The sequence below is a fragment of the Actinacidiphila glaucinigra genome (assembly GCF_900188405.1).
In the GTDB taxonomy this organism is placed as follows: domain Bacteria; phylum Actinomycetota; class Actinomycetes; order Streptomycetales; family Streptomycetaceae; genus Actinacidiphila; species Actinacidiphila glaucinigra.
This window is the reverse complement of sequence record NZ_FZOF01000043.1, coordinates 38583-52147: the sequence shown is the minus strand read 5'-3', so window position 1 is coordinate 52147 and position 13565 is coordinate 38583. Positions and strand designations below refer to the sequence as shown.

The following is a 13565-nucleotide window of genomic DNA, read 5'->3' as shown; positions in this document are numbered from 1 at the left end:
CAACCCCGATCTGGTGCTGGCCACCCTGAACGGCAAGGGCAAGCTGGAGATGGAGCTGACCGTCGAGCGCGGTCGCGGCTACGTCTCGGCCGTGCAGAACAAGCAGCAGGGGCAGGAGATCGGCCGTATCCCGGTCGACTCGATCTACAGCCCGGTGCTCAAGGTCAGCTACAAGGTCGAGGCGACCCGTGTCGAGCAGCGCACCGACTTCGACAAGCTGGTCGTCGACGTCGAGACCAAGCCCGCGATGCGTCCGCGTGACGCGGTGGCCTCGGCGGGCAAGACCCTGGTCGAGCTGTTCGGTCTCGCCCGTGAGCTGAACGTCGACGCCGAGGGCATCGACATGGGCCCGTCGCCGGTGGACGCCGCCCTGGCGGCGGACCTGGCGCTCCCGATCGAGGAGCTCGAGCTCACCGTCCGTTCCTACAACTGCCTCAAGCGCGAGGGCATCCACTCCGTGGGCGAGCTCGTTGCGCGCTCCGAGGCCGACCTGCTCGACATCCGCAACTTCGGTGCGAAGTCGATCGACGAGGTCAAGGCGAAGCTGGCCGGCATGGGCCTGGCCCTGAAGGACAGCCCGCCCGGATTCGACCCGACCTCCGCCGCCGACACCTTCGGTGCGGACGACGACGCCGACGCCGGCTTCGTCGAGACCGAGCAGTATTGATCAGACTGCCCCCGGGCGTCCGCCTGGGGGCCCTGACACCGGTACCTGACACGGCCGGTGCAGATTAGAGGAGAAACACCATGCCGAAGCCCGCCAAGGGTGCCCGTCTGGGCGGCAGCGCCGCGCACGAGCGTCTGCTTCTCGCGAACCTCGCGAAGTCGCTGTTCGAGCACGGCCGTATCACCACCACCGAGGCCAAGGCGCGCCGTCTGCGTCCGGTCGCGGAGCGCCTGATCACCAAGGCGAAGAAGGGCGACATCCACAACCGTCGCCTGGTGCTGCAGACGATCACGGACAAGAGCATCGTCCACACGCTCTTCACCGAGATCGCCCCGCGGTACGAGAACCGCCCGGGTGGTTACACCCGCATCACCAAGATCGGTAACCGTCGCGGCGACAACGCGCCGATGGCCGTCATCGAGTTGGTGGAGGCGCTGACCGTGGCCCAGCAGGCCACCGGCGAGGCGGAGGCCGCGACCAAGCGCGCGGTCAAGGAGGCCGAGACCAAGACCGAGGCCCCGGCCGAGGTCGAGGACAAGGCCGAGGCCACCGAGGCTCCGGCCGAGGAGTCCAAGGACGCCTGACGTCCCGACCGGACGGGCCCGCACCCAGATCGCTGGGGGCGGGCCCGTCCGCGTGTTTGAGAGGATCTGCGGGTGAGTGTGGCGAGCGATGACGTGGAGCCCGGGTACGTCCGGGTGCGGCTGGACCTGGCGTACGACGGGGCCGAGTTCTCCGGGTGGGCGAAGCAGCGCACCAGGCGGACCGTGCAGGGGGAGCTGGAGTCGGCCCTCCAGACGGTGCTGCGGCTGCCCGACCCGGTCGCCCTGACGGTCGCCGGGCGCACGGACGCCGGTGTGCACGCCCGGGGTCAGGTCGCGCACGTCGACCTGCCGGAGGAGGTCTGGGAGCTGGAGGGCGGCAAACTGCTGCGCCGGCTGGCCGGACGGCTGCCCTGGGACGTACGGGTGTGGAAGGTCTCGCGGGCCCCGGCCGGCTTCGACGCGCGCTTCTCCGCGATCTGGCGCCGCTACGCCTACCGGGTCGGCGACCAGCAGGGCGGGGTCGACCCCCTGCTGCGGGGGCACGTGCTGTGGCACGACCGGCCGGTGGACGTCGACCTGATGAACGAGGCGGCGCGCAGGCTCCTCGGCGAGCACGACTTCGCGGCCTACTGCAAGAAGCGGGAGGGCGCGACGACCATCCGCACCCTCCTGGAACTGCACTGGGAGCGGGACGCCTCGGGGCTGGCAGTGGCGACCGTCCGGGCGGACGCCTTCTGCCACAACATGGTGCGCGCCCTGGTCGGGTCGATGCTGCTGGTCGGCGACGGCCACCGGCCGGCCGGCTTCCCCGGCGAGGTCCTGGCGGGACGGGTGCGGCACTCGGCGGTCAACGTGGTGCGGCCGCACGGGCTGACCCTGGAGGAGGTCGGCTACCCGGCGGACGAACTGCTGGCCGCACGCAACCGCGAGGCCCGCAACATGCGTACGCTGCCGCTTCCCCGCGCCTGAGGGGCGGCCCCGCGGGCCCGCTTCCCCGCACCGCTCATCTGCGGCGGCGCAGTGCCGTGGCGACCTGGGTGAGGACGTAGCCCGAGCCCAGGGAGGTCAGCACCAGGGGGACCGGGCGGAGCCGGTCGTGGAAGGCGCCCCACCAGGAGAAGCAGGCGGCGGGGGCGAGCAGCAGCAGGTACAGCGCGCGGGTCGCCCACCAGCGGCCCGGCAGGCGCACCGCGGTGTCCCGCGGGGGGAGCGGCATCGCACCGTCCTCCGTGGTGAGGGTGTCCCTGACCCCGGAGAGGAAGCCGCGCGGGGCGAGCACCCGGGCGCCGGGCAGCCCGTCGAGCGCCGCGGGACGCTCCCCGAAGCCCTCCGGCAGCGCCGGCAGTCCGAGGGCCGTCACCGTGTCCGCGAGCCGCCGCCCGGGGGCGTCCATGCCGCGCAGCAGTGCGGTGAGGGGCCGTGTGTCGCGGACGCCGTAGGCCGTGGCGAGGGCGGCGGCGGTGGCACCGGCGGCCTCCAGGGACGGTACGGGCGCCCCCGGTGCCCATTCGTGCGCGGCGACCTTCCTGCCCTTGGCGTACAGCGTGATCCCGTAGCGGTCGCCCGAGCGCTGGAGGACGACCGCGGGCCACTTCTCGCCCGCGGTGAACAGGTCGACCGCTCCCGCCAGGCTGCCCTCCCCGGTCAGCTCGACATGGGTGAAGCCCGCCCCCGCCGGGGCCAGCCGCAGCCCGGTCCGGCACAGCAGCGCCGCCTGCGCGACGGCGGTCAGGGACGCGGACGCCACCGCCAGGGTGCGCGGCGCCCAGTCGGAGGCGCCGACGGGGACGGGGACGGCGGGCGGGGAGCCGAAGAACGGGGTGCGGGTGGCGACCTGCATGCGCACCGCGGTGCGGAAGTCCAGGAACTCCTGGCGGGGATCGGGGCCCAGGTAGGACCAGGGGAAGCCGGTGGCGTGCACGCCGATCTCACGGAGGACGCCCAGGGCCTCCCGCCAGCGGCCCGCGCGCGCCAGCATCAGCGCCAGGTGGTTGCGGAACCCCGCCGCCTCAGGGTCGCCGGGGTCGTACCAGCCGGACAGCTCCAGGGCGCGGTCGAGGGCGGCCGTGACGCGGGTCGGCGCGATCGCGTCCGCGCCGGAGGCGTCGTCGGCGGCGGGTCCGCCCGCGACGATCTCGTACTCGACGGCGGCGAGCAGCGGCAGCGCGTTGATCTTCGAACCGGGCAGGGCCTCCTCGGCGGCCTGCTCGGCGAAGTCGAACATCTCGTGGTGGGTGCCGTACCACTTGGCGCACAGGTACTGCAGGGCGGAGGCGTGGCAGCCGTAGTGGTGCGGGGCGCGTTCGACGGCCTCGGTCCAGTACGCGTCGAAGATCTCCCGCGAGGACTGCATGCCGCGCGCGTGGGTGAGCGCGACGCGCCACGGCACGGGGTCGGCGGGGTTGAGCTCGGCGGCGGCGCCGATCACCGGCACCGCGTCCTTGAGCAGGGTGAAGAAGGCCTTGAACTGCTCCGGCGAGACCTCCGAGGCGCGGGCGCCGCTGCGTATCTCCCAGGCCTGGTGGATGCACAGGTCGGCCTTGACCAGCGCCGCGTCCGGGTCGTCGGGCGCGGTGGCGAGCCAGGCGTCCAGCCAGCCGGGGTTGTGGAGGGCGAACTGCGCCAGCTCGGAGACGTAGGTGTCGCGCAGCTCCCACTGGCAGCCCAGCCGGGTCGCGGACAGCAGTTCCCGGGCGGGCCCGTGGTCGCCGCCGCCCGCCGCGGCGAGCGCGCCGCGCAGCGGGACGTCGGGTACGTCCAGGACGACGGCCTCGTCCGGTGGCAGGCCGACGCCGACGGCGGCGCCGTGGCGGAGCATGCGGGGCAGGGTCAGCAGCGTACGCAGGGAGGGCATGCCGTTCCGGTCCGGGTGGGGTGGGGTCAGTTGGCCGGTGAGGCGGCCTCGGAGGCCATCGCGGCGTCGGCCTGGTCCCTGCCGCGCTGGACGATGCGGTTGAAGGCGTAGTTGAAGCCGTCCTGGCCGGCCTGCCGGGAGGCGGTGTCGGAGCCGGTGGCGGCCTTGCCGCTCTTGGGGCCGGAGATGGTGAAGTACGCGTAGCGGCCCACGGCGCCGGACTTGGACCAGCACGCCACGGCGTGGCAGAAGTCGGCGACGCCGCCGCCGTTCAGCGGGCGCACGAACTTGTTGCTCTTGGCCAGCTTCTTCGCGGAGGCCGTGTCCTTGAAGACGGCCACGCCGACGGTGACCGCGGAGCCGCCGCGGGTGTACGTCACGCGCATCATGCGGGTGCAGCCGTTGCGGGTAAGGGCGGCGGCCAGCGAGCCGGTCGCGGCGTCGGCGCAGTCGCGGTTCTCCTTGGAGGCGCTCTTCACATAGGAGCGGCCGCCGGAGTAGTCCAGCTTCTTGCCGGGGAAGAGGGTTCCGGCGCCGAGCGGGGCGGTGTCCCTGGCGGCGGTGGAGAGGAAGTCGAGCGGGCCGTAGGTCGGGCCGGGGGAGACCTCGGAGAAGGAGGGCTCGGGGGGCAGGGCGACCTCGGAGGAGGGCGCCGAGGCGGTCACGGTGGGGGAGGGGCCGGGGCTGCCGCCGGAGCTGACCACGGCGACCGCGACGATCCCGGCGACGGCGGCGGCGGCGAGGACGCCGCCGCCTATGAGCAACAGCCGGCGGCGTCTGGCGCCGGCCTCCGCCTCGTCGGCGAGCGCCGACCAGTCCGGCTCCTCGGCGGCGCGCGGCGCGGACTGCGGCTGCGCGGGGCCCCGGGTGCCCTGACCGGGCTGCGGTGGCGCCCAGTCGGCCGGCGGGGTCCAGGCGGGCTGCTGGGGCTGGTGGTCGGGGCCCCCGACCACCTGGCCGCGGAGTACCTGGCGCTGTTCCCCGGGGGTGCCCGGGACGCCTTGCTGTCCCGGCGGTGCGGTCCATCCCTGGTTCGGGTTGTACGGCTGCTGCGGCCCGTCAGTCATGGCGCGGAGTCTATAGAGGAGAAAACCCGTTTGGCGGTGGGCGACCGCGCTACGAGAATCCACTCCATGGGACATGTGGACGTTGCGCATCTGGAGTACTACCTGCCGGACGGCCGGGTGTTGCTGGGCGACGTCTCGTTCCGGGTGGGCGAGGGCGCCGCGGTGGCCCTCGTCGGGGCGAACGGCGCCGGCAAGACGACCCTGCTGCGGCTGATCTCCGGCGAGTTGAAGCCGCACGGCGGCACGGTCACGGTGAGCGGCGGACTGGGTGTCATGCCGCAGTTCGTCGGCTCGGTGCGGGACGACCGCACCGTGCGGGACCTGCTGGTGTCCGTCGCGCCGCCGCGGATCCGCGAGGCCGCGGCGGCCGTCGACGCCGCCGAGCTGGAGATCATGGCGCAGGACGACGAGGCCGCCCAGCTGGCCTACGCGCAGGCGCTCAGCGACTGGGCCGAGGCCCGCGGCTACGAGGCCGAGACGGTCTGGGACATGTGCACCATGGCGGCGCTGGGCGTCCCGTACGAGCGGGCCCAGTGGCGCGAGGTGCGGACGCTGTCGGGCGGCGAGCAGAAGCGGCTGGTGCTGGAGGCGCTGCTGCGCGGCACCGACGAGGTGCTGCTGCTGGACGAGCCGGACAACTACCTCGACGTCCCCGGGAAGCGCTGGCTGGAGGAGCAGCTGCGGCAGACCAGGAAGACGGTGCTGTTCGTCTCCCACGACCGGGAGCTGCTGGCGCGCTCCGCCGAGAAGATCGTCAGCGTGGAGCCGGGGCCGGCCGGCTCGGACGTGTGGGTGCACGGCGGCGGCTTCGCCACGTACCACGAGGCGCGGCGCGAACGCTTCGCCCGCTTCGAGGAACTGCGGCGGCGCTGGGAGGAGGAGCACGCCCGGCTGAAGAAGCTCGTGCTGACCCTTCGTCAGCAGGCGGCGATCAGCCCCGACATGGCCTCCCGCTACCGGGCCGCGCAGACCCGGCTGCGGAAGTTCGAGGAGGCGGGGCCGCCGCAGGAGCCGCCGCGCGAGCAGGACATCCGCATGCGGCTGTCCGGCGGGCGGACCGGCATGCGCGCCGTCACCTGCGGCCGGCTCGAGCTGACCGGGCTGATGAAGCCGTTCGACCTGGAGGTCTTCTACGGGGAGCGGGTGGCCGTCCTCGGTTCGAACGGCTCGGGCAAGTCGCACTTCCTGCGGCTGCTGGCGGGTGATCCCGGCGTGCGGCACACGGGGGAGTGGAAGCTGGGCGCGCGGGTCGTGCCGGGGCACTTCGCGCAGACGCACGCGCATCCGGAGCTGATGGGGCGCACCCTCGTCGACATCCTGTGGACCGAGCACGCGCGCGACCGCGGCAAGGCGATGTCCGCCCTGCGGCGCTACGAGCTCGACCGGCAGGGCGACCAGCGCTTCGACCAGCTGTCGGGCGGGCAGCAGGCGCGCTTCCAGATCCTGCTGCTGGAGCTGGCGGGGGCGACGGCGCTGCTGCTGGACGAGCCCACCGACAACCTGGACCTGGAGTCGGCGGAGGCCCTGCAGGAGGGGCTGGAGGCGTACGACGGGACCGTGCTCGCGGTCACACACGACCGCTGGTTCGCCCGCAGCTTCGACCGCTATCTGGTCTTCGGCGCGGACGGTCTCGTCCGGGAGGTGCCGGAGCCGGTGTGGGAGGAGACGCGGGTCGTGCGGGAGCGGTGACCGGGGGCGCTCCCGCGGGCGGGGCAGGGCCGGGGACGGGGCCGCGGGCACGGCTCCGCGCCGGCTGTTTTGACCCGAACGGGCAGGCGCGGGTATTCTGCAGGTTCGTTATGCGTATTGGCTTGCTCGTTCTCACGTGAGAGGCCGCTACGCCGGTCCACCGGGCCGATGACCAGCGTTCGCCTCGCGGTTGCGTCACCGCAGGGCGACAGGGCTGTCGTGATCGTCCGGGTGGCCTTGTCAGTACCCACTCACTGAAGAAGCGAAGGCTACGACCGTGCGTACGTTCAGCCCCAAGCCCGGCGATGTCCAGCGCCAGTGGCACGTCATTGACGCGCAGGACGTCGTCCTGGGCCGTCTGGCGTCCCAGACCGCGTCCCTCCTCCGGGGCAAGCACAAGCCGATTTATGCGCCTCACGTCGACACCGGTGACTTCGTCATCATCATCAACGCCGACAAGGTGCACCTCTCCGGCAACAAGAAGCAGCAGAAGCTCGCCTACCGCCACTCGGGTTTCCCGGGCGGTCTGCGCTCCGTCCGCTACGACGAGCTGCTCGACAAGAACCCCGAGAAGGCCATCGAGAAGGCTGTCAAGGGCATGCTGCCCAAGAACAGCCTGGGCCGCCAGATGCTCTCGAAGCTGAAGGTGTACGCGGGTGCCGAGCACCCGCACGGCGCCCAGCAGCCCGTGCCGTTCGAGATCAGCCAGGTCGCGCAGGGCTAGTCCCGGCCACCATCACACAGAAAGCATCTGAGGAGAATCGTGGCCGAGACCACCGCTGAGACCCCTCTCGTCGAAGACGGCGAGATCGTGGAGACCATCGAGATCCCGGAGGAGTACACCTCCGAGTCCCTCGCGTCCCGCTTCGGCGAGCCCCAGCCGGCCGCCGGCACGGGCCGCCGCAAGGAGTCCATCGCCCGAGTCCGCATCATCCCGGGCTCCGGCAAGTGGACCATCAACGGTCGCACCCTGGAGGAGTACTTCCCCAACAAGGTGCACCAGCAGGAAGTCAACGAGCCGTTCAAGATCCTTGAGCTCGACGGCCGTTACGACGTCATCGCCCGCATCAACGGCGGCGGCATCTCCGGCCAGGCCGGTGCGCTGCGCCTGGGCGTCGCCCGTGCGCTGAACGAGGCGGACGTGGACAACAACCGCGGCCCGCTCAAGAAGGCCGGGTTCCTGACCCGCGACGCCCGTGAGATCGAGCGCAAGAAGGCCGGTCTGAAGAAGGCCCGCAAGGCGCCGCAGTACAGCAAGCGCTAAGCATCACGCGCGCTGCACTGCACGTACGCCCCGGAGGCACTTTGTGCGTCTCCGGGGCGTACGCATTCCGGGGGGTATAGACGTATAACCGGATGAACGCCCGACGGGTACGGGGCGGAGCACGGCAACATCTCGGAGGAAAACGTGGGACGACTCTTCGGTACGGACGGCGTGCGCGGTGTCGCGAACGCGGACCTGACGGCCGAGCTGGCGCTCGGACTGTCGGTCGCGGCGGCGCATGTGCTCGCCGAGGCGGGGACGTTCGAGGGCCACAAGCCGGTGGCCGTGGTGGGACGGGATCCGCGAGCGTCCGGAGAGTTCCTGGAGGCCGCGGTGGTGGCCGGGCTCGCCAGCGCCGGCGTGGACGTGCTGCGGGTGGGCGTGCTGCCGACCCCGGCCGTGGCCTACCTCACCGGCGCGCTCGGCGCGGACCTGGGCGTGATGCTCTCCGCGAGCCACAACCCGATGCCCGACAACGGCATCAAGTTCTTCGCCCGGGGCGGCCACAAGCTCGCGGACGAGCTCGAGGACCGCATCGAGTCCGTCTACGACGAGCACCGCACCGGTGCCCCCTGGGACCGCCCCACCGGCGCCGGCGTGGGCCGCGTGCGCGAGTACGACGAGGGCTTCGACCAGTACGTCGCCCACCTGATCGCCGTCCTGCCGAACCGCCTGGACGGACTGAAGATCGTCCTGGACGAGGCCCACGGCGCCGCGGCCCGTGTCTCGCCCGAGGCCTTCGCCCGGGCCGGCGCCGAGGTGATCACCATCGGCGCCCAGCCGGACGGCCTCAACATCAACGACGGCTGCGGCTCCACCCACCTGGACCTGATCAAGGCCGCCGTCCTCGACCACGGCGCGGACCTCGGCATCGCCCACGACGGCGACGCCGACCGCTGCCTGGCCGTGGACCACCAGGGGAACGAGGTCGACGGCGACCAGATCCTCGCCGTGCTGGCCCTGGCGCTGCGCGAGGCGGACCGGCTGCGGAAGAACACCGTCGTCGGCACCGTCATGTCGAACCTGGGCTTCAAGCTCGCCATGGAGCGCGAGGGCATCGACCTGGTCCAGACCGGCGTCGGCGACCGCTACGTGCTGGAGTCGATGAAGGAGCACGGCTACGCGCTCGGCGGCGAGCAGTCCGGCCACGTGATCATCCTCGACCACGCCACCACCGGCGACGGAACCCTCACCGGCCTCATGCTGGCCGCCCGGATCGCCGCCACCGGCCGTTCGCTGGCCGAGCTGTCCGCGGTCATGGAGCGGCTGCCGCAGGTCCTGATCAACGTGCGGGACGTCGACAGGAGCCGCGTCGAGTCCTCCACCGAGCTGTCCGCCGCCGTGGCCGAGGCGGAGGCCGAGCTCGGCACCACCGGCCGCGTGCTGCTGCGCCCCTCCGGCACCGAGCCGGTGGTCCGCGTCATGGTCGAGGCCGCCGACATCGACCACGCCCGCTCCGTCGCGAGCCGGCTCGCCGACGTCGTGAAGTCCGCACTCGGCTAGGCCGGTCGCGACACCGAACGCCGCCTGCGCTGCATCGCCCAGAAGCCCTTCTGGGCGAGCAGCGTCAGGACGCCCGCGATGACGATGCCCGCCAGGTTGACACCCAACTGCGCCGAGGAGCCCCACAGCTCGCGGTAGTCGCCGTAGGACAGCGCGAGAGCAGCGTTGGCTGCCGCCGGGACGGTCGTGACCGAGATCGCCACGCCGACCAAGGCGCCGGACTTGGCGGAGGTCAGTGAGAGGATCCCGGCGATCCCGGCGAGGAACGCCACTACGAAGGAGCTGGCGTCCGGCTGCCAGATGAACGCGGTCGACGGATGCGGCGCCGTGAAGTCGCTCACGCTGAAGACGCCGAGGACGTCCATCAGATAGTTGAAGCCGCCGGTGAGCACCATCGCCACCGGGAAGCCCACCAGCAGCGCGATCAGTGAGCGCCGGGCCAGCCGCGCGTGGCGCTGTACCAGGCCGGTGCACACGCCCGCCAGCGGTCCGAATTCGGGGCCCACGACCATCGCGCCGACGATCAGGATCGCGCTGTCCAGCATCACGCCGCAGGCCGCCAGCATGGTCGCCAGGGCCAGGAACGCCAGATAGGTGGCGGTGAGGGTGGACTCCTCGTGGGTCGCGTCGGTCAGCGACTCCCACAGCACGGCGTCCGCGCCCTCCCCGGGCGCCTCCTCCTCGGCCTTGTCGGCGCGGGCCGACAGCGACAGGTCGATGTGCTCCACCGCGATCGAGCCCGCGTCGGCGACGCCCATGCGCCGGAGGGCCCGCAGCAGTTCGTCACCCGCCTCACGTGCCACGTCGCACATGACGATGTCCCCGCGAGGGCTGCGGGCCGCTCCGGGCAGCACGGCGAGGTGGGTGGCGCCGACGGTCCCCTCGACGAGGGACACGACCTCGTCGGTGTCCCCCTGCGGGACGATCATCCGTAGATGCAGCATGCGGGGCAGGCTACCCGGAGGTCCGGGGACTACAGCTTGCGCAGGGAGAGCTTCTGCACCTTGTGGTCGGGGCCCTTGCGCAGGACCAGGGTGGCCCGGCCGCGGGTCGGGAGCACGTTCTCCAGCAGGTTGGGCTGGTTGATGGCGCGCCAGGTGTGGCGGCCGTACTCCATGGCCTCCTCCTCGGAGACCTCGGTGTAGCGGTGGAAGTACGACAGGGGGTTCTGGAAGGCGGTCTCGCGCAGCTGGCCGAAGCGCGCCAGGTACCACTGCTCGATGTCCTCGGTGCGCGCGTCCACGTACACGCTGAAGTCGAAGTAGTCGGCGAGCGCGACCCGGGTGCGGCCGTCCTTGCCCGGCAGGGCGGGCTGCAGGACGTTCAGGCCCTCGACGATGAGGATGTCCGGCCGCCGGACCACCAGCTCCTCGTCCGGCACGATGTCGTAGATCAGATGCGAGTAGACGGGCGCGCGCACCTCGTCCTTGCCGGCCTTCACGTCGGCCACGAAACGCGTCAGGGCGCGCCGGTCGTACGACTCGGGGAAGCCCTTGCGGGACATCAGCCCGCGGCGCTGCAGCTCGGCCTTGGGCAGCAGGAATCCGTCGGTGGTGACCAGTTCCACCCGCGGGTGCTCCGGCCAGCGGGCGAGCAGCGCCTGCAGGATGCGCGCGGTGGTCGACTTGCCGACCGCGACACTGCCGGCGACGCCGATGACGAAGGGCGTACCGGTCTGCGAGCCGTGGCCCTCGCCGGTGTCGTCGAGGAAGGTGTTGACCGCGCCGCGCAGGCCGTGGGTGGCGCCGACGTAGAGGTTGAGCAGCCGTGACAGCGGCAGGTAGACGTCGATCACCTCCTCCAGGTCGATGACGTCGCCGAGGCCCCGCAGCCGCTCGACCTCCTCGGCGGAGAGCGGCAGCGGCGTGCGGTCGCGCAGCGCGCTCCACTCGGCCCGCGTCAGGTCGACGTACGGCGTGGGCTCGGCGCGGCGGCGCGTCGGGTGGGGGGAAATGGTCGGCGGCACGGATTCATTGTTGCGCCGGGATGAACGGCGCTCACGCCGGGGTCGTCCGACCGCCGCCGGAACCCTCGTCAGCGGAATGTCAGCCCGTTGTCAGTGGCGTCCGGGACAGTGGTGCGCAACGGAACAACACCGAGCGAACCACGACGGGGAGGACATCGCGGATGAGTTACGCGATCCAGGCGGAGGGCCTGGTCAAAAGCTTCAAGGAGACCACGGCCCTGGCCGGCGTGGACCTGGCCGCGCGCAGCGGCACGGTGCTCGGCGTGCTCGGCCCCAACGGGGCGGGGAAGACCACGGCGGTGCGCGTCCTGGCCACCCTGCTGCGGCCGGACGCCGGACGGGCCCTCGTCGGCGGCCACGACGTGGTGCGGGAGGCGGGTGCCGTGCGCGCCCTGGTCGGGCTCACCGGGCAGTACGCGGCCGTGGACGAGATGCTCACCGGCCACGAGAACCTGCTGCTGATCGCCCGGCTGCTGGGCCTGCCGCGCCGCGAGGCCCGCGCCCGGGCGACGCGGCTGCTGGAGGAGTTCCGGCTCGCCGACGCCGGCGGCCGGGCCGCCAAGACCTACTCCGGTGGCATGCGGCGGCGCCTGGACCTGGCCGCCAGCCTGGTCGGCCGGCCGCGGGTGCTCTTCCTCGACGAGCCCACCACCGGCCTGGACCCGCACAGCCGCAACGAGCTGTGGGACATCGTCCGCGGCCTGGTGGGGGACGGCACGACGGTGCTGCTGACCACCCAGTACCTGGAGGAGGCCGACCAGCTCGCCGACGACATCGCGGTCATCGACCGCGGCCGGGTGATCGCGGAGGGCACCCCCGACGGGCTCAAGGAGCAGGTCGGCGGGCAGGTGCTGCAGGTGCGGCCGATGGCCGCGCAGCAGCTGGAGAAGGTCCACGCGATGGTCTCGGCGGTCGCCGGGCCCGCCACGAAGACCGAGTCCGGCCTGGTCACCGCTCCGGTCAACGACCCGGAGCTGATGCCCGCCGTCGTACGCCGGCTGGATGAGGCGGGGGTGCGGGTGAGCGAACTCACACTGCGCCGCTCCAGCCTCGACGAGGTGTTCCTGTCCCTGACCGGACACCGCGCGGTGGAGGAGACGACGACGGACGAGGACAAGACGGAGGCCCTGGTATGAGCACCGTGACCGTGACCGTGGACGTGACGCCGGCCGCCAAGATCCGGCCCTGGGACGGGCTGCAGCAGACCTGCACCCTCGCCTGGCGCAACCTGGTGCAGATCAAGCACAACCCGATGGAACTCATGGACCTCAGCGTCCAGCCCATCATGTTCGTGCTGCTCTTCACCTACGTCTTCGGCGGCCAGATGGCCGGCTCGCCGGACGCCTACCTGCAGTACGCGCTGCCCGGGATCATCGTGCAGAACGCCCTCTTCGCGACCATGAACACCGCGATGGGCCTCAACATCGACCTCACCAAGGGCGTGCTGGACCGGCTGCGCTCGCTGCCGATCGCCCGTTCCGCACCGCTGATGGGGCGGGTCGTCGCCGACCTCGGCAAGCAGCTGTGGTCGCTGCTGCTGATGCTGGGCCTGGGCATGCTCATGGGCTTCGACGTGGACGGCGGCGTGCCCGGTGTGCTGGGCGCGGCGGGCCTGCTGCTGGCCTTCGCGGTCGCCATGTCCTGGATGACGCTGCTGATCGGGATGCTGGTCTCCGAGCCCGAGAAGGTGATGACCTTCGGATTCGTGCTGGTCATGCCGCTCACCTTCACCTCCAGTGCCTTCGTGCGGGCCGACACCATGCCCGGCTGGCTCAGGGCGTGGGCGGACGTGAACCCGGTCACCCGCCTGGCCGACGCCGTACGGGGTCTGATGACGGGATCCGGCGCGGTCGCCGGGCCGGTGATGTGGTCGCTGCTGTGGGCCGCGGGGATCGCGGTGGTCTTCGTCCCGCTGGTCATGCGCGCCTACCGCGCGCGCAGTTGACCGCACGCCCGGGGTGCCCCGGACCGTCCCGGTCCGGGGTCCTGCGGCGTCCGCCGTCGGGTTCG

The 13565-nt window shown here is 72.2% G+C and carries 13 protein-coding genes; 9 read left to right on the top strand and 4 right to left on the bottom strand.

The window, feature by feature from the left end:
* From CHF15_RS41290 to truA, 3 genes are all read left to right on the top strand, one after another.
* Positions 1-667: DNA-directed RNA polymerase subunit alpha (locus CHF15_RS41290; protein ID WP_089229096.1), on the top strand; the 667-nt coding region annotated here is incomplete at its 5' end.
* An 80-nt stretch (positions 668-747) separates the two neighbouring features.
* On the top strand, positions 748-1251 hold the full coding sequence (rplQ, locus tag CHF15_RS41285) for a 50S ribosomal protein L17 (RefSeq protein WP_089229086.1): 504 nt from the start codon (positions 748-750) through the stop codon (positions 1249-1251).
* A 72-nt stretch (positions 1252-1323) separates the two neighbouring features.
* Complete coding sequence (gene truA / locus CHF15_RS41280; protein WP_179280216.1) at positions 1324-2181, top strand: tRNA pseudouridine(38-40) synthase TruA; 858 nt, start codon at positions 1324-1326, stop codon at positions 2179-2181.
* A gap of 34 nt (positions 2182-2215) precedes the next feature.
* Here the strand turns inward: truA and CHF15_RS41275 are convergent, their stop codons facing one another.
* Positions 2216-4066, bottom strand: a complete 1851-nt coding sequence (locus tag CHF15_RS41275; RefSeq protein WP_179280215.1) for a hypothetical protein — start codon at positions 4064-4066, stop codon at positions 2216-2218.
* A gap of 26 nt (positions 4067-4092) precedes the next feature.
* Entirely contained in the window at positions 4093-5133 is a 1041-nt protein-coding gene (locus CHF15_RS41270; protein ID WP_143681757.1) for a hypothetical protein, read from the bottom strand.
* 66 nt (positions 5134-5199) lie between these two features.
* On the opposite strand from CHF15_RS41270, the gene CHF15_RS41265 reads away from it, so the two are divergent.
* From CHF15_RS41265 to glmM, 4 genes are all read left to right on the top strand, one after another.
* Positions 5200-6822, top strand: a complete 1623-nt coding sequence (locus CHF15_RS41265; RefSeq protein ID WP_179280214.1) for an ATP-binding cassette domain-containing protein — start codon at positions 5200-5202, stop codon at positions 6820-6822.
* A gap of 277 nt (positions 6823-7099) precedes the next feature.
* Entirely contained in the window at positions 7100-7546 is a 447-nt protein-coding gene (gene rplM, locus CHF15_RS41260; protein WP_089229083.1) for a 50S ribosomal protein L13, read from the top strand.
* 39 nt (positions 7547-7585) lie between these two features.
* Positions 7586-8086 (top strand): 30S ribosomal protein S9, encoded by a 501-nt coding sequence (gene rpsI, locus CHF15_RS41255; protein ID WP_089229082.1) that lies wholly within the window; start codon positions 7586-7588, stop codon positions 8084-8086.
* A gap of 144 nt (positions 8087-8230) precedes the next feature.
* A complete protein-coding gene (glmM, locus tag CHF15_RS41250) occupies positions 8231-9589 on the top strand; it encodes a phosphoglucosamine mutase (protein ID WP_089229081.1) in 1359 nt (452 codons plus the stop codon).
* On the opposite strand, the gene CHF15_RS41245 is transcribed toward glmM, so the two are convergent.
* A complete protein-coding gene (locus tag CHF15_RS41245; protein ID WP_089229080.1) occupies positions 9586-10533 on the bottom strand; it encodes a DUF389 domain-containing protein in 948 nt (315 codons plus the stop codon). The genes glmM and CHF15_RS41245 overlap by 4 nt on opposite strands.
* 29 nt (positions 10534-10562) lie before the next feature.
* Positions 10563-11555, bottom strand: coding sequence for a type I pantothenate kinase (coaA, locus tag CHF15_RS41240; protein ID WP_245939338.1), 993 nt, complete (start codon positions 11553-11555; stop codon positions 10563-10565).
* Between the two features lie 161 nt (positions 11556-11716).
* Between coaA and CHF15_RS41235 the strand changes: the two genes are divergently transcribed.
* Both CHF15_RS41235 and CHF15_RS41230 read left to right on the top strand, forming a co-directional pair.
* Positions 11717-12691 carry an ATP-binding cassette domain-containing protein gene (locus CHF15_RS41235; protein WP_089229079.1) on the top strand — a complete coding sequence of 325 codons (975 nt, stop codon included), beginning with the start codon at positions 11717-11719 and terminating at the stop codon, positions 12689-12691.
* A complete protein-coding gene (locus CHF15_RS41230) occupies positions 12688-13500 on the top strand; it encodes an ABC transporter permease (RefSeq protein WP_089229078.1) in 813 nt (270 codons plus the stop codon). Before CHF15_RS41235 ends, CHF15_RS41230 begins: the two co-directional genes overlap by 4 nt.
* Positions 13501-13565: the final 65 nt, after the last annotated feature.